Source organism: Anaeromyxobacter sp. SG66 (assembly GCF_022690805.1).
Taxonomy (GTDB): domain Bacteria; phylum Myxococcota; class Myxococcia; order Myxococcales; family Anaeromyxobacteraceae; genus Anaeromyxobacter; species Anaeromyxobacter soli.
Map to the genome: position 1 here is coordinate 1 of NZ_JALCZC010000061.1, position 24,159 is coordinate 24,159.

The following is a 24,159-nucleotide window of genomic DNA, read 5'->3' on the forward strand; positions in this document are numbered from 1 at the left end:
GGTCGCTCGCGACCACCGGGCAGCCCGCGGCCATCGCCTCGACGAGCACCATCCCGAAGCTCTCGCCCCCGAGCGACGGCGCGCAGAACACGTCCGCCCGCGCGTACGCCTCGGCGAGCGCGGCGTCCTCGAGGCGCCCGCGGAACCTCACGCCGAGGTGCGCGGCGCGCGCGCGGAACCGCTCCGTCGCGCCGGCGCCGACGACGTCCACCTCGACGCCGCGCCCCTGCGCGCGGAGCAGCGCCACCGCGTCGAGGAGGACGGAGAAGCCCTTCCGCGGCTCGGCGAAGCGCCCCACGAACAGCACGCGGACCGCCCCGCCCGCGGGCCCGTCCGCCGGACGCGGGGGCCGGGCCGCCGAGGCGGCGGCGAAGCGCGAGAGGTCCACGCCGTTCGGGATCACCGCGGTGCGGCCGCGGTAGATGGTGCGCGAGAACGCCTTGGCCGCCCGGGACACGGCGATCCCCGCGTCGATGCGCGAGAGGCCCGCCGAGGCGACGGCGCGGAGCGCACGCTGCAGCGGCAGCTCACGCTCGGCGTTGGCGTGGAACGTCGCCACCACGGGGACGCGCGCCAGGCGGAGGGCGTGCCGTCCGGGCCCGGGGACGATGGGCTCGTGCACGTGGAGGAGCTCGAAGCGGCCGGCCTCCAGGTACGTGCGGGTCGCGCTCGCCGACTGGAGCAGGCCGATCCGGGCCACCGAGCCGTTCGCCGGCACCGGGACCACGCCCGGCACGCCGTCGCAGCCGTCCGGCACCGCCCCGCTCGCGGGACCGAGGACGCGCACCTCGTGCCCCTCGCCGCCGATGGCGCGGGCGAGCGCCTGCGCGTGCCGGTTCACGCCGCCTTCGTGCGAGAGGTCGTACGGCGTGACGATGCAGATGCGCACGCGGGGACACCCGGAGCTTTTGCGCGCAGCGGCCGCCGCGCCGAGGTGGCCCCGCCGCCCGCGAAGGCGGGCGGGGCCCACTCTAGCAGGAGGGGCGGCCGCGCGCGGCTACCCGACCTTGCTCTGCGACGCCGCCGCGACGGCCTGCGCGTAGCGGCGGAGCTGGGCGTGCAGGTTCGTCTGCTGCTGGAAGAGGTCGTGCACCTGCGAGTGACCGGGGGCCACGACGGGGCTCTTGAAGAAGAACGAGAGCCACTCCTGCGCGCCCTTCTCGCCCGCGCGCTGGCCGAGGTCGGCGAGGAGCGCGAGGTCGAGGACGATGGGCGCCGCGAGGATCGAGTCGCGGCACTGGAAGTTCACCTTGATCTGCATGGGATAGCCGAGCCACCCCACGATGTCGATCGCGTCCCAGCCTTCCTTGTTGTCGCCGCGCGGCGGGTAGTAGTGGATCGTGACCTTGTGATCCATGTCCCCGTAGAGCTCGGGGTGGCGGCGCGGGTCGAGGATCTGGTCGAGCACGCCGAGCTTCGAGACCTCCTTCGTCTTGAAGCTCGCGGCGTCGTCGAGCACCTCGCCGTCGCGGTTGCCGAGGATGTTCGTGGAGAACCACCCGTCGAGGCCGAGGAGCCGCGCCCGGAGCATCGGCGCGATCGTCGTCTTCATCAGGGTCTGGCCGGTCTTGAAGTCCTTGCCGCCCGTGACGACGCCCTCGCGCTCGGCGAGCTCCTGGAGCGCGGGGGTGTCCTGCGAGAGGTTCGGCGCGCCGTTCATGAACGGGATGCCGCACTTGAGCGCGGCGTACGCGTAGATCATCGACGGCGCGATGGTCGGATCGCTCTTGTCGAGCGCCGCCTCGAACGCCTTCAAGGACAGGTGGGCGGCGCCGACCTGCGCGTAGACCTCGGTGGAGCCGGTCCACACCATCACGCCGCGCGCGCAGCCGTTCTTCTGCATGAAGCCGCGGATGTCGGCCTGGAGCTCCTCCGCCTTCTGGCGCAGCGAGCCCTTCTTCACGTTCGGCCCGTCGAGCCGGCGGACCCACTCCTTGTCGAACACCGCCGGCATGGGCTTCACCGCCTCGAGCTCGGCGCGGATCGGGTCGAGGTGCTCGTGGCCGAGCACCTTCGCGCGGCTCGCCGCGGCGTACGCGTCGTCGGGGATCGGATCCCAGCCGCCGAACACGAGGTCGTCGAGGCTCGCGAGCGGGAGCACGTCGGAGACGCGCGGACCGACCTCGCCCCGCTCGTCGATCAGGTGGCCGAGCTGCGTCAGCGAGCCGATCGGGGAAGCGAGCTTCCGCCGCACGGCGATCGCGCCGGCGACAGCGGTCGTCGCCACGGCACCCATGCCGGGCAGAAGGACGGCGAGCTTCTCGCCTTTCCGCACGGGCCTAACCCCCAAACCGGTCTTCATGTGTGGTTCCTCGTAGGCTGACCGCCTGCTCCTGCACCAGGAAGGGGCACGGCCGACGGTTGAGCGCGGTTTCTATCGCATGGTGCGCCGCGGCGGAAGGGGCCGAGTGGTCGTGCACCCGCTCCCCGGCATGTCGGGGTCGCGCCTGCTCGGCCGCGTTCGGGGGAGCCGGTGCGAGTGGGATGGGTTCGGCGTGCGAGGAGCGCGCGCGAACGCGCACCGCGAACGCGCACCGCGGCGTGGAACCGGCGCCGCTACCCGCCCGCCGCCGGCGCGCGCGGCACGATCCGTACCGAGGGTGCCTTCACACGCGCGACGACCGCGCGGCCGGGGACGAGGGCGAGCGCGTCGGCGGAGCGGCGCGTGACGAGCGCGACGAGGCGCGCTCCGCAGTCCACCGCGACGCGCACGAGGGGGCCCTCCTCGAGCCGCGCGACGACCACCCCGGGCAGCCGGTTCTGCGCGGACGAGCCGTGCGGGGCGGCGTCCTCGAGCACCACGTCCTCCGCGCGCACGCAGGCGTAGGCCTCGCCCTCGAACCCGCCGGGATCGACGCCGACGAGCACCAGCGCGCCGGCGAGCACGGTTGCGAGACCGCCCTCACGCGCGGCGATGCGCCCCGGGAGCACGTTCTCCGTGCCGACGATGCGCGCGACCTCCACGTCGGCGGGCGCGCTGAACACCTCGTGCACCGGCCCGACCTGGCGCACGCCGCCCTGCGCCAGCACCACCATGCGGTCGCCGAGCGCGAGCGCCTCGGTGCGATCGTGCGTGACCACGATGGCGGGTACGCCGGAGGACTCGAGGAGCGCGCGCAGCTCGCCGCGCAGCCGCTCGCGGGTGGGCGCGTCCAGGGCGGAGAGCGGCTCGTCGAGGAGCAGGAGCCGCGGCCGCGGCGCGAGGGCGCGCGCGAGCGCGGCGCGCTGGCGCTGCCCGCCGGAGAGCGCGGCGGGCCGGCGGTCGAGCAGCTCCGCGATCCCCATCCGCTGCGCGACCTCCCGCACCCGCGCGGCGCGCTCGGCGCGCGGCGTCGCCGAGAGCCCGAAGGCGACGTTCCCCGCCACGGTGAGGTGCGGGAACAGCGCGTGGTCCTGGAAGAGGAGCCCGACGCCGCGGCGCTGCGGCGGCACGAACGCGCCGGTCGCCGCGTCCGCCCAGGTCTCGCCCGCCATGCGGATCTCGCCCGCGTCCGGCCGATCGAGGCCGGCGAGGAGGCGGAGGACGGTCGTCTTGCCCGAGCCGGAGGGGCCGAAGAGCACGGTGACGAGCCCGCCTTGGAGCGGGAGCTCCACCCGGGCGCGGACGACCGGGCCGGCCGCGAAGCGGCGCTCGACGTCGAGGCTCAGCGTGCGTCCCATCGCGGGAACCTCCGCTGCTGGAGCGCGTGGACGGCGACGAGGACCAGGAACGAGGCGGCGAGGAGGAAGGCCGCGGTGCGGTTCGCGGCGGCGTAGTCGAGCGCCTCGACCTGCTCGAAGAGCGCGATGGAGAGCGTGCGCGTCTCGCCCGGCACGTTCCCGCCCACCATCAGCACGACGCCGAACTCGCCGAGGGTGTGCGCGAAGGCGAGCACGGCGCCGGCGAGCACGCCGTGCCAGGCGAGCGGGAGCGTCACGCGGAAGAAGGTGGCGAGCGGAGAGGCTCCCAGCGTGTGCGCGGCCTCGACGAGGCGCCGGTCGACGCCCGAGAGCGCGGCGGCGAACGGCTGCACGGCGAAGGGCAGGCTGTAGAGGACCGAGGCGACGAGCAGCCCCGCGAACGAGAACGGGAAGGGGTGGCCGAGGAGCGCCTCGAAGCCGCGCCCGGCGGCGGTCCGCGGCGCGAGCCCGACGAGCAGGTAGAAGCCGAGCACCGTCGGCGGCAGCACGATCGGCAGCGCCACCACCGCCTCGACCGCGAAGCGCAGGCGCGAGCGCGTGGTCGCGAGCCAGTGCGCGAGCGGGAGCCCGAGCAGGACCAGCGCGAGCGTGGTGAGCGTCGCGAGCCAGAGCGAGAGCCTGAGGGCCTGGAGATCCATGCCTCAGGGGAGCGCGTAGCCGTGGCGGGCGAGGATGCGCCGGCCCTCGGCGCCCCGCACGAAGGCGAGGAGGTCGCGGGCGAGCGCGGGGGCGTGCGCGGCTCCGAGCACGACGGCGGACTGCTGGATGGGCGCGGAGAGCGCGTCCGGTACCGGGACGCTCCGGCCGGCGGCGGCGAGCTCCGGAGCGCTCGCGAGCGAGCGCGGCAGGAGCGCCGCGTCCGCGGCGCCCGTCAGGGCGAACTGGGCGGCCTGCGCGACGCTCGTCCCCAGCACGAGCTTCGGCCTCACGGCGTCGAGCACGCCCGCGGCCCGGAGCGCCGCCTCCGCCGCCCGCCCGTAGGGCGCGAGGGCCGGGTTCGCGAGCGCCACCTTGCGGACGGCGGGATCCGCGAGCGCGGCGAGGCCGCGCCGCTCGAGGTCGAGGCGCGAGCGTGCGGGGACCCACACCGCGAGCCGGCCGATGGCGTAGACGACCTCCCCCTGCGCGAGCCCCGCCTCGACGAGCTTCTGCGGGTACTCGCGGTCTGCGGAGAAGAACAGGTCGAGCGGGGCGCCGCTCCGGATCTGGGCGAAGAACGCGCCCGAGGCGCCGTAGGTCACCCTCACCGTCGCCTCCGGCCGGCTCGCCTGGAACGCCTGCACGAGCTCGTCGAGCGCCGGCTTCAGGTTCGCGGCGGCCGCGACGGCGAGCGGCTGGCGCTCTGCGACGGCCCGGGCGGGACCAGCCAGCACCGCCAGGAGGAGCATCAGGTAACGCATTCGGAGAACATGGTAGCATGTTGTTCCTCGTGGCGAACTCGCTCCTCACCACCGAAGAGGTCGCGCAGCTCCTCCGCGTCCACCCGAAGCAGGTCTACAGGCTCCTCAAGCGGGGCCTGCCAGCCCGCCGGGTGGGGGCGGAGTGGCGGTTCGAGCGGGACGACGTCCTCGGCTGGGCGGCTCGCACGGGCGCGCAGGCGACAGGCTCCGACGGTTCTGGCCCGAGGGGCGGCGCGGCCCCGCTCGCGCCGCCGCTCGTCGCCGCGAACGGCGACGTCGCGGTCGAGCTCCTCCTGCGCCTCGCGCGCGACCGCGGCGAGCCGGTGCTCGGGCTCGTCCCCGCCGACATGGGCGAGGGGCTCGCGCTCCTGCGCCGGCGGGCCGTGCTCGCGGCCGGGGCCCACGCCGGTGCGTTCCCGCCGGAGCTCGACGGCGAGCGGCTCGCGCGCGTGCACCTCGTCTCTCGCGAGGTCGGGCTCGTCGCGCGCGCAGGCCGCGAGGTGCCTCCCCTCTCCGCGCTCGCCGGGCTCCGGCTCGTCTCGCGCCCACCCACCGCCGGCGTCCGCGCCCACCTCGACGCGGCGCTCGCGGAGGCCGGGTTGGACCCCTCCGCCGCGCACGCCGGCGCGATCCTCCTCGCCTCGCACGCCGAGGTCGCCGCGGCGGTCGCCGCGGGCCGGGCCGACGTCGGCCTCGCCTCGGCTGCGTGGGCCGCGCGGCTCGGGCTCGCGTTCCGCCCGCTCGCCCGCGAGCCGTACGGCCTGCTCGTGCGCGCGAGCGACCTCGGCGATCCGCGCGTGGTGCGGCTGTGCGAGGTGGCCCAGTCGGCGGCGTTCGCGCTCGCGGCGCGAGAGGTCCCGGGCTACGACGCCGCGGGGGCGGGCGACATCCGCTACGACGCGGCGTGATGGCGGCGCTGCCAGCGCGGGCGGATCCCTCCCGCTGCGCTCGCGCCCCCGGCCCATCGGGCGCGCGCTCGCCCGTCCGGCGGGGAACCTCGCACGGGCGACCCGGAAGGCCCCTGCGCGCCGCCGCCGCGGCGCTCATCGACCACCGCATCGGAGGACGCCATGGCGACCCCTGCGCGAGCCCTCGAGCGCCACCGCATCCCGGCGGCCTCGGACACTCGGAGCACGCTCCGCGCGCTCGAGGTGCTGCTCGCGCCGCTCGGCCCCCGCGACTTCGCCGTCCGCCTCTGGACCGGCGAGACACTCCCCCCCGCCGCGGGGCTCGAGGCGCGCTTCGTCCTCGTGCTCACGCACCCCGCCTCGCTCCTGCGGATGTTCTGGCCGCCGGGCGAGCTCACGCTGGCCGAGTCGTTCGTCCGCGGCGACTGGGACGTCGAGGGCGACCTCGTCCACGCGATCTCGCTGCGGGACCGGCTGCGCGTCGGCCCGCGCGAGCTCCTCGCCCTCGCGCCGCTCGCGACCGCGCTCTTCCGCCGCGCCTCGGCCGCGCCGCTCGCGCGCGCGGCGCACCTCCGCGGCGGGAAGCACACGCCGCATCGCGACGCCGAGGCGGTGCGCCACCACTACGAGGCCGGCAACGACTTCTACGCGCTGTGGCTGGACGCGCGGATGGTTTACTCGTGCGCCTACTTCGAGGAGCCCACCCGCTCGCTCGACGAGGCGCAGGAGGCGAAGCTCGAGCTCGTCTGCAGGAAGCTCCGCCTCGCGCCCGGGGATCGCCTCCTCGACATCGGCTGCGGCTGGGGTGGGCTCGTCACCTGGGCGGCCGAGCGCCACGGCGTCTCGGCGCTGGGGATCACGCTCAGCCCGGCCCAGGCGGCGCTCGCGCGCGAGCGGATCGCCGCGCGCGGTCTCGGCGACCGCTGCCGCGTGGAGGTGGCCGACTACCGCGCGCTCTCCGGCGAGCGCTTCGACAAGCTGGTGAGCGTCGGGATGGTCGAGCACGTCGGCGTCGCGCGCCTCGAGACGTACTTCCGCCAGGCGTTCGGGCTCCTCCGCCCGGGCGGCCTGTTCCTGAACCACGGCATCTCGCCCGCGGTGCCGCGCGATCACGGGCTGCGCTCGAGGCTCCTCCGCGTGGGCGGGTTCGTGCAGAAGTACGTCTTCCCCGACGGTGAGCTGCCGTTCCTGCACGAGACCGCGGCCGCGGCGGTCGCGGCGGGGCTCGAGCTCCGCGACGTGGAGTCGCTGCGCGAGCACTACGCGCTCACGCTGCGCCACTGGATCTCGCGCCTGGAGCGCCGCAGCGAGGAGGCCCAGCGCCTCGTGGGCCCCGCGGCGTACCGGATCTGGCGTCTGTACATGGCGGGCGCCGCGGACGACTTCGACCGCGCGCAGAACACGGTGTTCCAGGCGCTCTACGTGAAGCCGTCCCGCGGGGCGAGCGGGCTGCCGCTCACGCGCACCCTCGCCGCGGCGCCTCCGCAGGGCGGGCGCGGGCCGCTGATCCGCCGGGCCGCGGGCCTCGCGGAGAACGGAGCCGCCGGAGCGCCCTCCGTGCGGGCAGGCGCCGCGTGATGCCGCGCGCGGTCCGCGTCGCTACCTGTGCAGGAGGCCATGGCGGAACGCGTCTTCCACCTCCTCGTCGTGTCGGCGGTCGTGATGGGCCTCGCCCAGACGATCGCGAAGGAGAAGGTGTTCGAGCCCCTCCGCAACGCGCTCGGCGGCAAGGAGACGTGGCTCGGCTACCTCGTCTCGTGCCCCTACTGCGTGTCCCACTGGATCGCCTTCGTGCTCGTTCCGCTCACCGGCGCGGTCTACGTCCGCGTGACGCCGCGCTGGGGTCTCGCCTCCACGATCCTCGACGTGTTCCTCTCGTCCGTCCTCGTGGTGGTGATCGCCGCGTTCATGCGCGTCGCCTTCTGGTTCGTGGATGAGAGCCAGGGGCTCGTGCGTCGCCAGCAGCGGACGGAGGAGGCGGCGACGCGGCTCGTGCGCGAGCGGGCGGAGGCCTTGCGCGAGGGAGGCGACGATTCGCCGCGCCGCCAGGCGGAGGATGCGGCGGACGAGCGAGCGGCCGCTTCGCGACGTCACTGAGCACTGGGAGCGCACGCCCGGTGGTGCGCTGCGCCGGCCCACGGCAGCGTGGCTGCAGCCGCAAGTGTAGGCGGTTGCCCGATGCCTGAGGGGTGTCGATCATTCTCGTGCGAGGGGAACCGGGGGGGACCAGTGAGGCAGGTGGGCGCGAGAACGTGCCCGTCGCCCTCACGGGCTGGAGGGCGGTGAGGCCGGAAGGCCCACCGCCCTTCACTTTTCTTCACGTCGAGGACGTGCGTTCGCAACCGCGCCGGGGGATGCTCCGCCACCATGAGCTCGCCGTTCCCCCGCTTCACTGAGAGCACGCGGCCGCGAGCGGCCGGGACGAGCCTCCCCGCTGGCCCGGCTGCGCGGGCGCGGTCCCGCCGTCACGCCGAGGGTCGCTCCGTCTCCCTGTTCTTTTGACAGCCGGGCGGGGCTGCGTGAAATACGCCCCGCACCGGCTACGTAAGGGCCCGTACGCACCCCTCGCCATGACCACGACCGAGCTCCTCCAGGACGGATCCGTCGTCGCTCGCGCGCTCACCTCCCCGGCGGCCGGCATCGCCGAGGTGGCCGAGCGGCGCCGCTCGCTCACCGCCCTGGGCGTCGCCACCCTGGCCTCGCTCGTCCTCGCCGCGGTGCTGCTCCCCCGCCTCGACTACGCCGCCGCCGCCGAGCGGGGCGCGCGCGGCCCCGAGGCGCAGGAGATGACGCAGTTCCAGCGCGAGGAGGCGGTCGCGACCGCGCGCAAGCTCGGGCACATCGCGGGCTGGGCCGGCGCGGCGCTCTCGCCGGCGCTCCTCGCCCTCGGCGCCGCGGCGGGCCTGTTCGCGGGCTTCCGCGTCGCGGGGACCCGCCCCGGCTTCAAGGAGACGTTCGCGGTCGCCTCGCACGGGATGCTGCCCGTGTGGCTCGGCGGCCTCTTCGCGATCCCCGCCGCGGTGGCCCGGGCGCCCCTCGCTCCGGAGGAGGTGCCGCGGCTCTTGCCCTCGAGCCTGGCGGCCCTCGCGTCGGGGGCAGCGCCGCCGCTCGCGGCCGCGCTCTCCGCCGTCGACCTCTTCGCGCTCTGGGCGGTCGTGCTCGTCGCGACCGGCATGGCGCGCGCCGCCGGCGCCTCGCGCGCCCGCGCCTTCACCGTCACCATCGTCCTCTACGCCGCCTACGTCGCCCTGCTGAAGGTCGTCCCTGCCGCCGCCTTCGGCGGCCCGAGAGGAGGCTGAGCCGCCTTGGCCCGTCCCATCGCCGCAGCGCTCGCGCTCGCGCTCGCCGCCCCCGCGGCCGCCGAGAGCGCCCTCACGCTCGACGACGCGCTCGCGCTCGCGGCGCGCGCGAACCCCGAGCTCGCCATCTCCCGCGCCGACGCGGACCTCGCCCGCGCCGAGCGGACCGCGAGCGTCGCCGGCGCGCTGCCGCGCCTCGACCTCTCCTCGTCGGTCGGCCACAGCTTCATCGGCCGCTCCTCAGAGGCGGGCGCCATCTACGACCCCAGCACCGGCCAGGTGGTCCAGACCGGTCTCGCCTCCGACACCGAGGCCTACTCGCTCGGGCTCCAGCTCACCCAGCCCGTGTTCGACTGGGCGACCCTGAACGACGTGCGGCGCTCCGGCTTCAGCCGGAGCGCCGCCGAGCGGCAGTACGACGAGGCCGCGCTCGCCACCGCCTTCGACGTCACGCGCCGCTTCTACGAGGTGGTCCGCGCGGAGCGGAGCCTCGCCGTGCTCGAGAACACCGCCGCCCGCTCGAAGGACCTCGTCGATCGCTCCGACGCGCTCTACGCCGCGGGCCGCGCGCCGAAGAGCGACACCTACAGCGCGCGCGTGAACCTCGGGAACGACCTCATCAACGTGGAGCGCCAGCGCGCCCTCGTCGCGCAGGCGCGCTCCGCGCTCGCGCAGGTGCTCGGCGAGGAGGCGCTCCTGGCGCGCGTCGTGCCGCCCGCGACGCTCGATCCTGCGGCCGGCGCCCCCGGCGCGCCGCCGCCCGCCGAGGCGGTGCTCGCCGCGGCCCGCGAGCGCCGCCCCGCGCTCGCCGCGGAGCGCGCGCGCGTCGAGGCGGCCGACGCGGCGATCCGCATCGCGCAGGCGGGCTACCTGCCGCGGCTGGACGTGCAGGCCGGCTACAACCGCAACGGCGTGGAGCTCGCGGGCAAGGGGGGCGTGTACTCCGACCCCTCGCGCGACTACACGGCGAGCGTGCAGCTCGTCGCGTCGTGGAACCTGTTCGAGGGCCGCCGCACCTCCGCGGAGGTGCAGCGCGCCGAGAGCCTCGCGCGGCGCGCCCGCGCCTCGGCGGAGCGGACCCTCGACGCGGTCGCGAAGGAGATCACCGACTCCCGCGCGCTCGCCGAGGCGCGCGCGCGGCAGGTCTCCCTCGCCACCGACAACCTGCGGATGGCGGAGCAGGGGCTCGCGCTCGCGCGGGAGCGGCTCGACGCCGGCCTCGCGACGCAGCTCGAGCTGCGCGACGCCTCCCTGAAGCTGACCCAGGCCGAGCTCGCGCTCGTCGAGGCGAGGATCGATCACGCGGTCGCGATCGCGGATCTCGCGCGCGCCGCGGGAGGACCCATCTAGATGGCGACGCACAACCCCGCATCGATGCCCGCCCCCGAGCCCGCCGAGCGCCCCGCGCCCGAGGGGCCCGTCCTCGCCCGCCCTCCGCCGCGGATCCGCATGAGCTGGACGAAGCGGATCGTCGCGACCCTCTTCGTCCTCGCGGTCGCCGCGATCACGGTCCTCTCGCTCCGGCCGCGCCCGGCGCCGCCGGTCGCGATCCAGGCGATCACCGCGCGCAAGGGCAGCATCACCCGCATCGTCACCGCCGCCGGGAAGCTCCAGGCGGCGACCGAGGTGAAGCTGTCCTCCAACATCTCGGGCGACCTCCTCGAGCTCAACGTGAAGGAGGGCGATCTCGTCAAGAAGGGGCAGGTGCTCGGTCGCATCGACGCGCGCCGCTACACGGCCCAGGTCTCGCAGCAGGACGCGGCGCGCGCCTCGGCCGCGGCCGACCTCCAGTCGCAGAACGTGAACGTGACGCAGCTCGAGCAGGAGCTCGGGCGCGTCGAGCGGCTCGCGCAGAGCGGCAACGCGAGCACGGCGGAGGTGGAGCAGGCCCGCGCCAAGGTCCAGGGCGAGCGCGCCCGGGCCGACGCCGCCCGCGGGCGGATCGAGCAGGCCGACGCGGCGCTGCGCGAGGCGCGCCACCTCCTCTCGCTCACCACGCTCACGGCGCCCATCGACGGCGTCGTGACGAAGCGCCAGAAGCAGGTCGGCGAGCGCGTGCGCGGCTCCGACTTCTCCGAGGACGTCATCGTCGTCATCTCCACCCTGTCGCAGATGGAGGTGAACGTGGAGGTCGGCGAGCACGAGGTGGTGTTCGTGAAGGAGGGCGACACCGCCGACATCGACATCGACGCCATCCCGGAGCGGAAGTTCCCGGCCCAGGTGGTCGAGGTCGCGCGGAACGCCACCGTGAAGAACGCGGGCACGGAGGGCGAGGTGACGACGTTCGTCGTCCGGCTCGCGCTCACGGAGCGCGTGCCGGGGGCGCTCCCCGGCATGAGCGCGCAGGCCGCGATCGCCACGGACACCCGCGACGGCGCGGTGGTGGTGCCCATCCAGGCGGTCACCGTGCGGCCGGAGAAGGAGCTGCGGGCCGGCGGGAAGGGGGCCGCCCAGGAGGACCCGCCGCAGGAGAACGGCGGCGCGCCGGCGAAGCCCGGCAAGAAGCCGCGCCGCGAGCCGCTCCGCAAGGTGGTCTTCGTCGTGGACGGCGGCGTCGCGAAGGTGCGCGAGGTCGAGACCGGGCTCGCGAGCGACACCGAGATCGAGATCGTGAAGGGGCTCGCGGAGGGCGACAAGGTCGTCGAGGGGCCGTACCGCGTCCTCTCGCGAGAGCTCGCCGACGGGAAGCCCGTCACCGAGGAGGTCCCGGGGGCGAAGGGGCCGAAGGGGAAGGGCTAGCCGTGGACGACGCGCTGATCCTCGTCGAGGACCTCTGCCGGTACTACGAGGTGGGCGGAGAGACCGTCCGCGCGCTCGACGGCGTCTCCTTCGCGATCGAGCGCGGCGAGTGGGTGGCGATCGTCGGCCAGTCGGGATCGGGCAAGTCGACGCTCATGAACCTCATCGGCTGCCTCGACACGCCGAGCTCCGGCAGCTACCGGCTGAACGGCGCCGACGTGCAGGGGCTGGCCGACGACGCCCTCGCCGACCTTCGCAACAAGGAGATCGGCTTCGTCTTCCAGACGTTCCAGCTCCTCCCCCGCGCCACCGCGCTCGCCAACGTCGAGCTCCCGCTCGTCTACCGCGGCGTCTCCCGGCGCGAGCGCCGGGACCGCGCCGAGGCGGCGCTCGCGGCGGTCGGCCTCACGAACCGCATGCACCACCGGCCGAACGAGCTCTCCGGCGGGCAGCGCCAGCGCGTCGCCATCGCGCGCGCGCTCGTCGGCGAGCCGTCGCTCCTGCTCGCGGACGAGCCCACCGGCAACCTCGACTCCTCCACCGGCGAGGAGATCATCCGCCTGTTCGACGATCTCCACCGCCGCGGCCACACCATCTTGCTCGTCACCCACGAGCCGCGGCTCGCCGCGCGCTGCCCCCGCGCCATCCGGCTCACCGACGGGCGGGTGGTCGGCGACGGGCCGGGCGCGGAGGTCGCCACGCTCACGGCGGCGCGCGTGGTGCACGCATGAGGCGGCTGCGGCGCGGGCTCGTCCGCGCGGCCTCGGAGATCTCCGAGGGCGTCCGCATCGCCCTCGCGAACCTCGTCGGGGCGCGGCTGCGGAGCTTCCTCACCACCCTCGGCATCGTCATCGGGGTCATGACGGTGATCGCCATCGTCGCGATCATCCAGGGCCTCAACGCGTCGTTCGAGTCGCAGATCTCGACCCTCGGGGCGGGCACGGTCTACGTCTCCAAGTTCGGCTGGTTCGTGGCGGGGCGCGACGCGTGGTGGGAGATGCGCAACCGCAAGGACCTGGGCCGCCGCGAGCTCGAGGCCATCCAGCGCGAGGCGCTGCACGCGAGCGCCATCGCGCCGATGGCGATGACGAGAGGTCCGGTGACGCGCGCCGAGAAGGAGGTCTCGTCCGTCCAGATCATCGGCACGAACGCGCAGTACCTCGAGACCGGCGCGGGCTCCGTCGCAGCGGGGCGCTTCCTCGCGGAGATCGACGTCGATCTCTCGCGCAACACGGTGGTGCTCGGCGCGGAGCTCGTCGATCGCCTGTTCCCGGGCGCCACGGCGGAGGGCGCGCTCGGCAAGAAGGTCGTCGTGAACGGGATCCCGTTCACCGTGGTGGGCACCATCGGACGCCGCGGGCAGCTCCTCGGCATGAACATGGACGCGAACGTCATCGTCCCCTACACCACCTTCCTGCGCGACCTCGGCGGCAAGCGCTCGCTCAACATCGCGGTCGCCGCCGCGCCGGAGGACCTCCCCGCGCTCGAGGACGAGCTCGTCGGCATCCTCCGCCGCGTGCGGCAGGTCCCGCCCGACAAGAAGGACGACTTCGCCCTCAACCGGCAGGAGCAGTTCCTCAAGGTGTACCGGCAGCTCACCGGCGCGCTCTACGGCGTGGCCATCGGCGTCGGCATGATCACCCTCGTCGTGGGCGGCATCGGCATCATGAACATCATGCTGGTGTCGGTCACCGAGCGGACCCGCGAGATCGGCGTGCGGCGCGCCCTGGGCGCGCGGCGGCGCACGATCCTGCTCCAGTTCCTCATCGAGTCCTCGGTGGTGGCGGCGCTCGGCGGGGCGGTCGGGACGGCGCTCGGCCTGGGCGTCGCCCAGCTCGTCGCGCTCCTCACGCCGCTCGCCGCCGCGGCGACGCCCTCGGCGGTGGCGCTCGGCATCGGCTTCTCGGCCGGCGTGGGGCTCCTCTTCGGCTCGTGGCCCGCCTGGCGGGCCGCTCGGCTCGATCCGGTGGAGGCGCTGCGCTACGAATGACCGCCCTCCTCGACACCATCGCGATGGCCCTCGGGACGCTCCGCGCGAACGTCCTGCGCTCCGTGCTCACCCTGCTCGGCATCGTGATCGGCGCGTCCACGGTGGTCGCGATGATGTCGCTCACCGAGGGGTTCCGCCTGAAGCTCACGAGCGACTTCGCCGCGCTCGGCGCGGGCGCCTTCCAGGTGCAGAAGTGGCCCGCGCTCCAGTTCGGCCCGCACGACCACCGGAAGTACGAACGGCGCCCGGACCTCACCCGCGAGCAGGGCGAGGCGCTCCGCGAGCTGCCGCACGTCGCCTACGTGTCGATCGAGGAGTGGGCGCGCCGGCCGGAGGCCCTCGCCACCCGGGATCGCACGACCAAGCAGAACATCAGCGTCTGCGGCGCGCTGCCGGACTACGAGCGCGCGAACGGCGTCGACATCGCCCTCGGCCGGTTCCTCAGCCACACCGACGTCCAGCTCGGCCGGCGGGTCATCGTCATCGGCGCCGACGTCCAGGACATCCTCTTCCCCGGCCAGGATCCGCTCGGCCAGGAGGTCCGCGTCCGCGGCGTGCCCTTCGAGGTCATCGGGGTCGCCGAGCGCGAGGGTTCGCTCCTCGGCCAGTCGAAGGACGGATGGGCGGTCGTGCCGTGGACCGCCTACGAGCGCGCGCTCGGGAAGGTGCGGAACAACAACATCGCCGTGGTCGCGACGACGCCGGACGACGCGCCCAGGGCGCTCGAGGAGGTGGTGGCGAAGCTCCGCCGCATCCGCGGGCTCGCGCCGCACGAGGAGAGCGACTTCGAGATCTTCTCGAACGACACCTCCGCCCAGCTCTTCGACAACCTCGCCAAGATGGTGGGCGCCGCGACGTTCGGCGTGTGCGCGCTCGCGCTCCTCGTCGGCGGCATCGGCGTCATGAACATCATGCTCGTGTCGGTGACCGAGCGGACGCGCGAGATCGGCATCCGCATGGCGCTCGGCGCGCGCCGCCGGCGCATCCTCTCCCAGTTCCTCGTTGAGTCGGTCGTCCTCTCGGCCCTCGGGGGGCTCGTGGGCGTCCTGCTCGGCGCGGGCCTCGCGCTCGGGGCGCGGGAGATCTGGCAAGTTCCCGCGAGCATCCCGGCGTGGGCGGTGATAGTCTCCCTCGCCTCCGCGGGCGGGGCAGGCCTCCTGTTCGGCATCTACCCCGCCGCCCGGGCGTCGAAGCTCGACCCCGTCGAGGCGATGCGGACCGAATAGGAGACGCGGGGCGCGTGGACCGGTCGAAGCTCGTCAAAGAGGTGCGGGGCTGGACGTTCACCATCCTCGCGGTCCTCGCGTTCCGGACGTTCCTCTACGAGGCCGTCTACATCCCGTCGGGCTCGATGATCCCGACCCTGCAGATCGGCGACTACGTCATCGTCGAGAAGTGGGCCTACGGGGCGCGCCTGCCGTTCACCGAGACGGCGCAGGCCACCTGGCGCAGCCCGGCGCGCGGCGACATCGTCGTGCTGCTCGCGCCGCCCGGGAACCCGCGCGACGACGACCTCATCAAGCGGGTGGTCGCCGTGGGCGGCGACACGGTCGAGATCCGGGACGGCCACCTCGTCGTGAACGGCGCGCCGGTACCGCGCGAGCGCGTCCCCGGACGCTGCAACTACTGGAACAAGAACGAGGGCGGCCCCTGGCGCGAGGAGCCGTGCGTCGACTTCGTCGAGTCGCTCGTCGATCACCGCTACCACACCTTCTGCACGCCTTACCTGCCGTGCGGTGACGTACCGTCGGTGAAGGTGCCCGACGGGACGGTGTGGCTCGCCGGCGACCACCGCGACCACTCCGCCGACAGCCGCGTGTTCGGCCCGGTGCCGGTCGGCCGCATCAAGGGCCGCGCCTGGCTCGCGCTCGTGTCCTGGGGTCCGGGCGGGCCGCGCTGGGATCGTCTGTTTCACTTCGTGAATCATTAGAAGCGGGGGACTCCGTCCCCCGCCCCGCCGAGCAAAGCTCGTCGGGGCCCCACCCCCTGCTCGGCGGGGGCCGTGAACGGTCGCGCCCGCTGACGCGGGTTCGCGACCGTTCCCCGCCGGGAGGGACTGCGTCCCTCCCCGTCGCTTCGCGACGGGGCCCCTCCCTGCTGATCGCGTGCAGCAGCACGCTGGCACTCACCCCGTGCTCAGGCGGGGGCGGGGAGGGGCTTCGCCCCTCCCCGTGCGTTGCGCGGGGCCCCTCCCGCGAAGCATGCGTGTGGCGAGCCCCGGTTAGACCCTCAATGCTGCATCGGCGGCTGCTGCTGGGTGGCGCTCGTAGCGGCGGCCGCGGCGGGCTGGTGGGCGCGGATGTACTCGAGCATCTCGCGCAGCTCGCGGGCGAAGGTGTCGTAGTCGGTCTGCTGCGCGTTGAGGAACGTGCTCCCCGCCATCGTCGCGGCGCTCATCATGCTCGCCTCGGCGATCTCCTCGTCGGTGGCGCCGAACATTCGCGCCGCCTCGGTGTGGAACAGCGCGCAGTAGCGGCAGCGGGTCGCGCCGGCCACCGCGAGCCCCATGAGCTCCTTGTACTTGTTCGGGATGCGCGTCTCCGCGAGCTGGAAGTCGCGCATCAGCGTCCAGAAGCCGGTCACCGCCGACTCGGGCATCTCCTTCACCCAGGTCGGCACGAGCCCGAACAGCTGCTTCACCTCGTCATGGATCGCCTTCACGTCGGCCATGTCGCTCTCCTCGTGGCGCTCGTCGATCGCGGGCCGCGGCGATCGGGGTCGCCGCCGGCCGCGCGGCCCGGTCGGCGCGGCGTCGGGGAGGGATCTAGCGATGCGGCGGAACGCCGCAATCGACGGAGGCTCCCGCGATCAGCGGGTCCCCATGAGGCGCGCGCGCAGGATGCGGACGGGCGGATCGAGCGCCTGGCCCTTGGCGGGCGACGCGTGGATGCGGCGCACGACGTCCATTCCGGCGATGACGCGCCCGAAGGCGGCAAAGCCTTGACCGTCCGGGTTCCGGCGTCCACCCGAGTCGAGCTCGGGCTCGTCGTCGAGGCAGACGAAGAAGTCGCTCGTCGCGGTGTCCGGTCGGGCTCGGGCCATGGAGAGCGTCCCGGCGCGGTGACGGAGGCCCGTGTCGCGCGTCCGCTCCAGCGCGATCGGCGGGAAGTCCTCGGCCTCCTTCGCCGGATCGACGCCCGCCTGGACGACCGCGATGCGGACGCGGTCGTCGGGCTGGTTGTCGGCGCGCACGGTGCGATGGAAGCGGCCGCCGTCGTAGCGGCCCGCCTCGACGTAGCGCAGGAAGTTCGCCGTGGTGCGAGGCGCACGCGCCCGATCGAGCTCGAGCTCGATCGCGCCGAGCTCGGTCTCGAGGCGCACGCGCGGGTGCTCGGGCGGCTCCGGCGCGCGGACCGGGCGGGCGCGGGCAGCGGGGGCGAGGAGCAGGCACGCGGCGAGCGCGGCGGCGACGGCGGAGCGCATGACGGTCAGTGAATCACGGCCGGCGCTCCCCCGCCAGCTGCTGCGCGTGGATCGCGCGCACCGTCTCGATCGTGTCCGCGTCCTCGGGGCGCTTGTCCGGACGGTAGCGCTTCACGCGCGCGAACCGCAGCGCGAGGCCCGACGGGTAGCGGGGGCTCTCCTGCAGGCCGTCGAAAGCGATCTCCACCACCACGTCCGGGCGGAGGTGGACCACGTACCCGTCGGTCGTGCCGAGCGCCAGCGCGCGGAAGCGCTCGGTCTGCCAGGCGAGCATCTCGTCGGTCATGCCCTTGAACGTCTTGCCCAGCATGGCGAACCCGCCGCTCGCGGGATCGCGCGCGCCGAGGTGCAGGTTGGAGAGCCAGCCCCGGCGGCGGCCGCTGCCCCACTCCGCGGCGAGCACCACGAGATCGAGCGTGTGCGCGCGCTTCACCTTGAGCCAGCTCGCGCCGCGGCGGCCCGCCTCGTAGGGCGCCGCGAGCGACTTCGCCACGAGCCCCTCGTGACCGCGCGCGAGCGCGCCGTCGAGGAAGGCCTGGGCGGCCGCGCGGTCCGCGGTGACGAGGCGGGGCACGCGCAGGGGCCCGGGCAGCGCGTCCGCCAGCGCGGCGTGCCGCTCGCGGAAGGGCAAGAGGACGAGGTCCTCCCCCCCGGCGTGGAGCGCGTCGAAGAACAGCACCGAGAGCGGCAGCTCCTCGCGCAGGCGCCCCACCTCGAGCTTCCGGCCGAAGCGGCGCATGGTGACCTGGAACGGCTCGGGCGAGCCGTCGGCGCGGAGCGCGATCGCCTCGCCGTCGAGCACGAGCGAGGAGGCGGGGAGCGCGCGCACCGCCTCCGCCACCTCCGGGACCGCCACCGTCACGTCGCGCAGCGTCCGCGAGAAGACGCGCACCCGCTCCCCGTCCTTGTGGACCTGCACGCGCGCGCCGTCGAGCTTCCACTCGAGCGCGGCCTCGCCGAGCGCGTCGAGCGCCTCGTCCACCCCGCCGGCCGGCTGCGCGAGCATCGGCTGGACGGGCTCCAGGAGCCGCAGCCGAAACCGGGCGAGCCCCGCCGCGCCCTCCGAGAGCGCGGCCTCGGTCACCGGCGCGAGCGCGCCGCCCATCATCACCGCCCGGCGCACGTCGCTCGCGGAGAGCCCCGCGGCGCGCGCCACCGCCTCCACCAGCACACCCTCGAGCGCGCCCTGGCGCAGCTCGCCGAGCAGGAGCCGCCCGAGGAAGTCGCGCTCCTCGGCGGTGCCGCGCGCGAGGAGCGCCGCGAGGAGCCGCGCGCGCTCGCCGCCCGAGCCGCCGCCGCGCGCCGCCGCGATCCGGTCGAGCGCGGCGTCCACCTCCGCGACCGAGAGCGTCGCCGCGCCCGCCGGCTCCGTCGCCGCGAGCGCACGCCGCACCGCGGCGGGGCCGAGCCCGATGCGCCCCTGGGCGAGCTCCCCCGAGAGCCAGCTCGCCCCGGCGCGCCGCTCCTCCGGCGCGAGCGCGTGCAGCGCCTCCACGAGCCGCGCGATCTTCTCCAGCCGGGCGGCGGTGCGGGCGACGGCGTTCGAGGCCTGGACGAGCTCGGCGAGCTGCACCCTCGTTCCCTAACCGGCCCCCCGGCCCGGGACGAGCCGGGGCCCCTCACGAGCGCGCCGCGCCGCGCCGCCTCGGGGCCGGTCGCCGTACAATCCGGCGCATGCCCGACCCGCACGCCGCCGCCGCCGCCGCACTCCGCTCGGCCGGTGCCCTCGTGGTCACCGCCGGCGCCGGCATGGGCGTCGACTCCGGGCTCCCGGACTTCCGCGGCGACCGAGGCTTCTGGAAGGCGTACCCGCCCTACGAGCGGCTCGGCATCTCGTTCGTGGACGCGGCGAACCCGGTCCACTTCGAGGCGGACCCGGCGTTCGGCTGGGGCTTCTACGGGCACCGGGCGCGCCTCTACCGGGAGACCGCGCCGCACCCCGGCTTCGCGCTCCTCCTGCGCTGGTCGGAGCGACTCGGCCTCCCCTGCTTCGTCGTCACCTCGAACGTGGACGGTCAGTTCCAGAAGGCGGGGTTCCCCGCGGAGCAGGTGCTCGAGGTCCACGGCTCCATCCACCACCTCCAGTGCACCGAGCCGTGCTGCGGGACGATCTGGCCGAACGAGGAGGACGTCGCGGTGGACGCGGCGACCATGCGCGCGCAGCGCATCCCCCGCTGCCTCCGCTGCCGCGGCGTGGCGCGCCCGAACATCCTCATGTTCGGCGACGGCGCGTGGCTCTCCTCGCGCACCGACGCCCAGGCCGAGCGCTTCGAGGCGTGGCTGGACGAGCGGGGCGAGGCGCGCCTCGTGATCCTGGAGCTCGGGGCGGGCACGGCCGTGCCGACGATCCGCTGGCACTCCGAGCGGCTCGGCGCCCGCCCGGGCGCGACGCTCGTGCGCGTGAACCCGCGCGAGCCGGAGGTGCGCCCGCCGCACCTCTCCATCGCGAGCGGCGCGCGCGAGGCGCTGGAGCGGATCGACGCGGCGCTGTGATGAGCGCTGCACGCTGCCGAGGTCCCGTGTGGGCCCTCGCAGCGCGGGTCCTCACGGCGCGGCGAGCGCGGCCACCGCCCGCCACACCGCGGCGACGGCCGCGGGGATCGCCGCGGCGACCGCGGGCGTGAGCCCCTCGCCCACCTCGTCCAGCGCCAGCGCCTCGACGGCGACCACCTCGATGCGCGATGGGACCGGCGCGCCCGACGCCGCGGCGCGAGCGAGCGCTGAGGGCAGGCCGATGGCGTGGGGCGAGGGCCCCTCGGGCGCGTGGAGCGCGTCGAGCGGGAAGGCGAGCACCGTCCCGGGCGGATGACCACCGGTCCGCACCGCGTCCACCACCACGACGCGGTCGAAGCCCTCCATGTCGTCGAGGAGGTAGAGCCCGGCGGCGGCGCTGCGCCGGACGGTGACGCCCGGCGCACCCTCGCGCGAGAGCGCGTCGGCGACGTGGAGCGCCACCGCGTCGTCCCTGCGGAGCGCGTTCCCGAGGCAGAGGACGAGGACCGGGACGCTCACTCCCCCGCCCCCGCATCGGCACCGTCATCCTCGGTGGACACCCGCCGCCGGATCACCTCGCGCACCGCGCCGTCCGGCCCGCGCACGGTGACGACGAGGGGCAGCTCGCCGGGGAGCGCGTGCGACGCGCAGGCGTTGCAGGGGTCGTAGGCGCGGAACGCCATCTCGAGCTGGTTCAGGAGCGCGGGATCGACCTTCCCGTTCCGGATGAGCCCGCGCGCCGCCTTGCGCACCGAGATCTGCACCGGGGCGGCGTTGTGCTGGGAGGCCACGACGAGGTTCGCGGCGGTGAGCAGGCCGTCCGCGTCGGTGGCGTAGTGGTGGATGAGCGTGCCGCGCGGCGCCTCGACCACGCCGACCCCCTCGGACGGCCCCGCGAGCGGCGCGGGCACGGTGCGGACCTGGCTCGGCTCGCGCGCCTCGAGGTCCGGATCCGCCGCGAGCGCCTCGACCGCCTCCGCCGCCTGGAGCGCCTCCACGAGGCGCGCCCAGTGGAACGCGAGCGTCTGATGGGCCGGCCAGCCGAGCGCGTCGAAGAGCCGCTGGCGCTCCGCCTCGGCGCGCGGCGTCGCCATCGCGCGCGCGACGTTGAGCCGCGCGAGCGGCCCGACCCGGTAGAGCCCGCTCTCGTCACCCTCCGTGAATCCCGTCCAGCCCTTCGCCTTGAGGAAGGTGAGCTTCGCGTAGGTCCAGGGCTCGACCCGCTCGGCGAGGTGGAGGAGCCAGTCTCTAGGCTGGAAGCGCGCGAGCTCGCCGCCCTGCGGATCCACCACCCGCAGCGCTCCGTCGAGGAACGTGAGCCGCCCCGCCTCGTCCACCATGCCCATCGAGTGGCAGCGGACGCGGTACACCTCGCTCGAGAGCGCCTCGCCGTACTCGCCGCTCCCGAGCACCGCCGCGCGGAACGACTCGAGCGTGTCGGCCGCGAACCGGACGAGCCCGGGCGCGAGCTCGCGGGCGCGGCGGACGGTCTCGGGGTCGAGCGGACGGGAGACTCCGCCCGGCAGCGCGAACACGGGGTGGATGGTGCGCCCCGCGATGGCGGCCATGAGCTCGCGCGCCTCCTTGCGGGCGCCGAGGATGCGCCGGCCGAGGTCCGCGCCGACCTTCGCGAGGACGCCGACGATGCTCCGCATGGGCGCGGGCGCCGAGGAGCCGGCGTAGAAGTCCGGCCCGCCCATGTACCAGTAGTGGAGGAGGTGATCCTCGAAGATGAACAGGTTGTAGTAGAGCGCCTGGAGCTTCCGGGCCGCGGCGGGCGGGACGACGCCGTACAGCGCGTCGAGCGCGCGGGCGGCCGCGATGTGGTGCGCCGCCGGGCAGACGCCGCAGACGTGGGCGGTGAGCTGCGGCATCTCCTCCGCCGGCCGGCCCACGCAGAAGCGCTCGAACCCGCGCAGCTCCGGCACCTGCAGGAACGCGCTCTCCGCGTTCCCGTCGGCGTCGAGGAAGACCTCGATCTTGCCGTGACCCTCGAGGCGCGTGATCGGGTCGATGGTGATCCGGCGCGTCATCCCTCGCCCCCCTCCGAGGCGGGCCGCACGCGCGCGGGCACGAGCCCGGCCGCGTACGAGTAGCGCCAGAAGGTGCCCGCCGGATCGGGCAGCGCGTCCGCGAGCGCGACCACCTCCGCCTCTCCGCCCGCGAAGAGCGACGCGAAGGCGGACAGCATCGCCGCGCCCGGGTCGCGCACGCCGTCGAGCGGACCGAAGCAGCCCCGGCACGGCATGCCCGCCTCGATGCAGCCCGGCTGGCAGCCCGCTCGCGTCCCCGGCCCGAGGCAGACGAGCCCCTGCGCGAGGAAGCAGCGCTCCGGGTCGAGCGCGGTGGTGGCGATGCGGCGCAGCGACGCCACCGAGAGGCGCTCCGGCCGCGAGCCCTTGCGCGGGCACCCGTCGCAGAGGGCGACGTTCGGCGCGAGCACGGCGCCGTGCAGCGGGAGAGCGTCGCCGAGCAGCGCGTCGAGCGCGGCCTCGACGATCGCCGGCGAGGGCGGGCAGCCCGGGACGGTGTAGTCCACCGGGACCACCTCGGCGAGCGGGAGCGCGCGGGAGAGGAGCACGGGAAGCGAGAGGCCGCCTCCTCCGGCGACCGGGCCGCCCGGGAGCGGCGCGTCCGGGTTCGAGACCGACGCCGGGCGGCGGTAGGCCGCGTCGAGGAGCTCGGCCGGCGAGGAGAGGTTCCCGAGCCCGACCACGCCCCCCATGTGCGCGCAGGCGCCGAAGGAGACGAGCACGCGCGCCTTGCGACGCAGGAGCCGCGACCACTCGTCCTGCTCGCTGAGCCGCACCGCGCCGTTCACGAACGCGACGTCGATCCCGCCGTCGGGCATTGCCTCGACGTCGGCCCGCTTGTGATCGAGCGCCACCGGCCAGAGCACCACCTCGACGCGCTCGAGCAGGGACGCGAGCCCCTCGCCGAGATCCATCACCGCCTCCTCGCAGCCGCCGCAGGAGGCGTTCCAGTAGAAGGCGACGCGCGGCTTGCCGGGGGCGCGGGGCGGGAGCGGCGCCGCGGACCCGGACGGCCCTCCGCGCGCGGGCGCGAGGGAACGCCCGTCCTCGACGCCGTCGAGCGCGGGCGAGAGCGCGCGCACCTCCTCCACGCCGTCGAGGGCGGCGCGGGCCGGGTAGGCGAGCGGCCCGAGCGCCCGGAGGGCCTCGGTCATCTCGCGTACGGTCGCGGCGAAGCGCTCGCCCTCCGCCGCGCTCGCCCAGGCGATCCGGAAGCGCGCGGGCTCGATGCCCGCCTGCTCGAGGGCGCGCACCAGCACCGCGTGGCGCGCGGCGGCCCTGAGGTTGCCGTCGAGGTAGTGGCAGTCGCCGGGGTGGCAGCCCGCCACGAGCACGCCGTCCGCGCCCTCGCGGAAGGCCTGGAGCACGAAGGCCGGCTCGACGCGCCCGCTGCACATGACGCGCACGGTGAGGAGGCTCTGCGGGTACTCGAGGCGCGCCTGCCCGGCGCGGTCGGCCGCCGAGTACGCGCACCAGTTGCACAGGAACGCGACGATGCGGGGCTCGTGCGCCATCCGCGGCTACCCCCCGCTCCCCGGCGCGCCGCGCAGGAGCGCCGTGATCTCCGCCGCGATCTGCGCGCCGGTGAAGTGCCGCGCGGTCGCCGCGCCCGCCGGGCAGGCGGCGACGCAGGTGCCGCAGCCTCGGCAGTGCACCGCCGCCACCAGCGCCCGCCCGGTCGCGGGGTCGAGGCCGACGGCGCCGAAGGGGCAGGCCGCCACGCACAGCGCACAGCCGCCGCAGCGGGCCGGGTCGATCTCCGCGGCGAGCGGCTCGAGCGGCAAGAGGTCGCCCGGGGCGAGCGAGGCGAGCACCAGCCCGGCGGCGGCGGTGCCGTCGCGGATCGCCTCGTGGATGGGGCGAGGCCCGGCCGCCGCGCCGGCGACGTACACGCCCGCGATGCGCGTCGCCGTGGGCTCGAAGGGGCTCGCGCCCCCGTCGGCGAGGAACCCGCGCGCGTCCGAGTCGACGCGGAGGAGCCGCGCGAGCGCCTCGGCCCCGTCCGCGCCGCGCGCGGGCGCGTGGATCGCGACGAGGTCGGCCTTCCGCTCCGCCCCGTCGGAGAGGCGCGCGCGCAGTCCGTCCGCGCACGCCTCGACCGCGCCGGGCACGAGCGCCGCGGGCAGGAGCTCGACCCCGCTCGCCGCGAGGGCCGCCGCCCGCCGCGCCGCGCCGGGCGCGCGATCGAGCCCG

General features: G+C 75.4%; 23 protein-coding genes. 11 read left to right on the top strand and 12 right to left on the bottom strand.

From position 1 onward, the window contains the following. The 5 genes from MNZ39_RS25005 to modA all read right to left on the bottom strand — a co-directional run. Positions 1–889 (bottom strand): glycosyltransferase family 4 protein (locus MNZ39_RS25005; protein ID WP_242340041.1); only part of this gene is annotated, 889 nt, incomplete at its 3' end. A 108-nt stretch (positions 890–997) separates the two neighbouring features. Then, a complete protein-coding gene (locus tag MNZ39_RS15800; protein WP_242340042.1) occupies positions 998–2,302 on the bottom strand; it encodes an inositol-3-phosphate synthase in 1,305 nt (434 codons plus the stop codon). A 254-nt stretch (positions 2,303–2,556) separates the two neighbouring features. After that, entirely contained in the window at positions 2,557–3,660 is a 1,104-nt protein-coding gene (locus tag MNZ39_RS15805; RefSeq protein ID WP_242340043.1) for an ABC transporter ATP-binding protein, read from the bottom strand. Next, positions 3,645–4,319, bottom strand: a complete 675-nt coding sequence (gene modB, locus MNZ39_RS15810; RefSeq protein ID WP_242340044.1) for a molybdate ABC transporter permease subunit — start codon at positions 4,317–4,319, stop codon at positions 3,645–3,647. The genes MNZ39_RS15805 and modB overlap by 16 nt, the downstream gene beginning before the upstream one ends. Before the next feature lie 3 nt (positions 4,320–4,322). Continuing rightward, the gene (modA, locus tag MNZ39_RS15815) at positions 4,323–5,081 is read right to left on the bottom strand and encodes a molybdate ABC transporter substrate-binding protein (protein ID WP_242340045.1); all 759 of its coding nucleotides are present in this window, start codon (positions 5,079–5,081) and stop codon (positions 4,323–4,325) included. A 17-nt stretch (positions 5,082–5,098) separates the two neighbouring features. Here modA and MNZ39_RS15820 point away from each other — a divergent pair, with 17 nt between their 5' ends. The 10 genes from MNZ39_RS15820 (at position 5,099) to lepB (ending at position 15,947) form a co-directional block, all read left to right on the top strand. Next, a complete protein-coding gene (locus tag MNZ39_RS15820; protein WP_242340046.1) occupies positions 5,099–5,989 on the top strand; it encodes a helix-turn-helix transcriptional regulator in 891 nt (296 codons plus the stop codon). Between the two features lie 162 nt (positions 5,990–6,151). Beyond that, the gene (locus MNZ39_RS15825) at positions 6,152–7,567 is read left to right on the top strand and encodes a cyclopropane-fatty-acyl-phospholipid synthase family protein (RefSeq protein ID WP_242340047.1); all 1,416 of its coding nucleotides are present in this window, start codon (positions 6,152–6,154) and stop codon (positions 7,565–7,567) included. 39 nt (positions 7,568–7,606) lie between these two features. Further along, positions 7,607–8,086 carry a DUF1360 domain-containing protein gene (locus tag MNZ39_RS15830; protein WP_242340048.1) on the top strand — a complete coding sequence of 160 codons (480 nt, stop codon included), beginning with the start codon at positions 7,607–7,609 and terminating at the stop codon, positions 8,084–8,086. A 473-nt stretch (positions 8,087–8,559) separates the two neighbouring features. Then, the gene (locus MNZ39_RS15835; protein WP_242340049.1) at positions 8,560–9,288 is read left to right on the top strand and encodes a YIP1 family protein; all 729 of its coding nucleotides are present in this window, start codon (positions 8,560–8,562) and stop codon (positions 9,286–9,288) included. Between the two features lie 6 nt (positions 9,289–9,294). Then, positions 9,295–10,638 carry a TolC family protein gene (locus MNZ39_RS15840; protein WP_242340050.1) on the top strand — a complete coding sequence of 448 codons (1,344 nt, stop codon included), beginning with the start codon at positions 9,295–9,297 and terminating at the stop codon, positions 10,636–10,638. Next, on the top strand, positions 10,639–12,027 hold the full coding sequence (locus MNZ39_RS15845) for an efflux RND transporter periplasmic adaptor subunit (RefSeq protein WP_242340051.1): 1,389 nt from the start codon (positions 10,639–10,641) through the stop codon (positions 12,025–12,027). It begins immediately after the preceding gene. A 2-nt stretch (positions 12,028–12,029) separates the two neighbouring features. Next, positions 12,030–12,758, top strand: a complete 729-nt coding sequence (locus tag MNZ39_RS15850) for an ABC transporter ATP-binding protein (RefSeq protein ID WP_242340052.1) — start codon at positions 12,030–12,032, stop codon at positions 12,756–12,758. Further along, a complete protein-coding gene (locus MNZ39_RS15855) occupies positions 12,755–14,017 on the top strand; it encodes an ABC transporter permease (protein WP_242340053.1) in 1,263 nt (420 codons plus the stop codon). The genes MNZ39_RS15850 and MNZ39_RS15855 overlap by 4 nt, the downstream gene beginning before the upstream one ends. Then, a complete protein-coding gene (locus tag MNZ39_RS15860) occupies positions 14,014–15,243 on the top strand; it encodes an ABC transporter permease (RefSeq protein ID WP_242340054.1) in 1,230 nt (409 codons plus the stop codon). The genes MNZ39_RS15855 and MNZ39_RS15860 overlap by 4 nt, the downstream gene beginning before the upstream one ends. Before the next feature lie 14 nt (positions 15,244–15,257). Beyond that, the gene (gene lepB, locus MNZ39_RS15865; protein ID WP_242340055.1) at positions 15,258–15,947 is read left to right on the top strand and encodes a signal peptidase I; all 690 of its coding nucleotides are present in this window, start codon (positions 15,258–15,260) and stop codon (positions 15,945–15,947) included. A gap of 299 nt (positions 15,948–16,246) precedes the next feature. Here the strand turns inward: lepB and MNZ39_RS15870 are convergent, their stop codons facing one another. The 3 genes from MNZ39_RS15870 to MNZ39_RS15880 all read right to left on the bottom strand — a co-directional run bounded on the left by MNZ39_RS15870 (position 16,247) and on the right by MNZ39_RS15880 (position 19,013). After that, a complete protein-coding gene (locus MNZ39_RS15870; protein ID WP_242340056.1) occupies positions 16,247–16,687 on the bottom strand; it encodes a carboxymuconolactone decarboxylase family protein in 441 nt (146 codons plus the stop codon). A 138-nt stretch (positions 16,688–16,825) separates the two neighbouring features. Further along, positions 16,826–17,440, bottom strand: coding sequence for a peptidylprolyl isomerase (locus MNZ39_RS15875; RefSeq protein WP_242340057.1), 615 nt, complete (start codon positions 17,438–17,440; stop codon positions 16,826–16,828). A 13-nt stretch (positions 17,441–17,453) separates the two neighbouring features. Next, positions 17,454–19,013, bottom strand: a complete 1,560-nt coding sequence (locus MNZ39_RS15880) for an ATP-dependent DNA ligase (protein ID WP_242340058.1) — start codon at positions 19,011–19,013, stop codon at positions 17,454–17,456. A gap of 101 nt (positions 19,014–19,114) precedes the next feature. Here MNZ39_RS15880 and MNZ39_RS15885 point away from each other — a divergent pair, with 101 nt between their 5' ends. Further along, a complete protein-coding gene (locus tag MNZ39_RS15885) occupies positions 19,115–19,933 on the top strand; it encodes a Sir2 family NAD-dependent protein deacetylase (protein ID WP_242340059.1) in 819 nt (272 codons plus the stop codon). A gap of 51 nt (positions 19,934–19,984) precedes the next feature. Here MNZ39_RS15885 and MNZ39_RS15890 read toward each other — a convergent pair whose 3' ends face one another. The 4 genes from MNZ39_RS15890 to MNZ39_RS15905 form a co-directional block, all read right to left on the bottom strand. After that, complete coding sequence (locus MNZ39_RS15890) at positions 19,985–20,452, bottom strand: hydrogenase maturation protease (protein WP_242340060.1); 468 nt, start codon at positions 20,450–20,452, stop codon at positions 19,985–19,987. Beyond that, complete coding sequence (locus tag MNZ39_RS15895; RefSeq protein ID WP_242340061.1) at positions 20,449–21,966, bottom strand: Ni/Fe hydrogenase subunit alpha; 1,518 nt, start codon at positions 21,964–21,966, stop codon at positions 20,449–20,451. The genes MNZ39_RS15890 and MNZ39_RS15895 overlap by 4 nt, the downstream gene beginning before the upstream one ends. Next, complete coding sequence (locus MNZ39_RS15900; protein ID WP_242340062.1) at positions 21,963–23,480, bottom strand: hydrogenase iron-sulfur subunit; 1,518 nt, start codon at positions 23,478–23,480, stop codon at positions 21,963–21,965. Before MNZ39_RS15900 ends, MNZ39_RS15895 begins: the two co-directional genes overlap by 4 nt. Before the next feature lie 6 nt (positions 23,481–23,486). Next, a partial coding sequence (locus MNZ39_RS15905) for a 4Fe-4S dicluster domain-containing protein (protein WP_242340063.1) occupies positions 23,487–24,159 on the bottom strand: 673 nt, incomplete at its 5' end.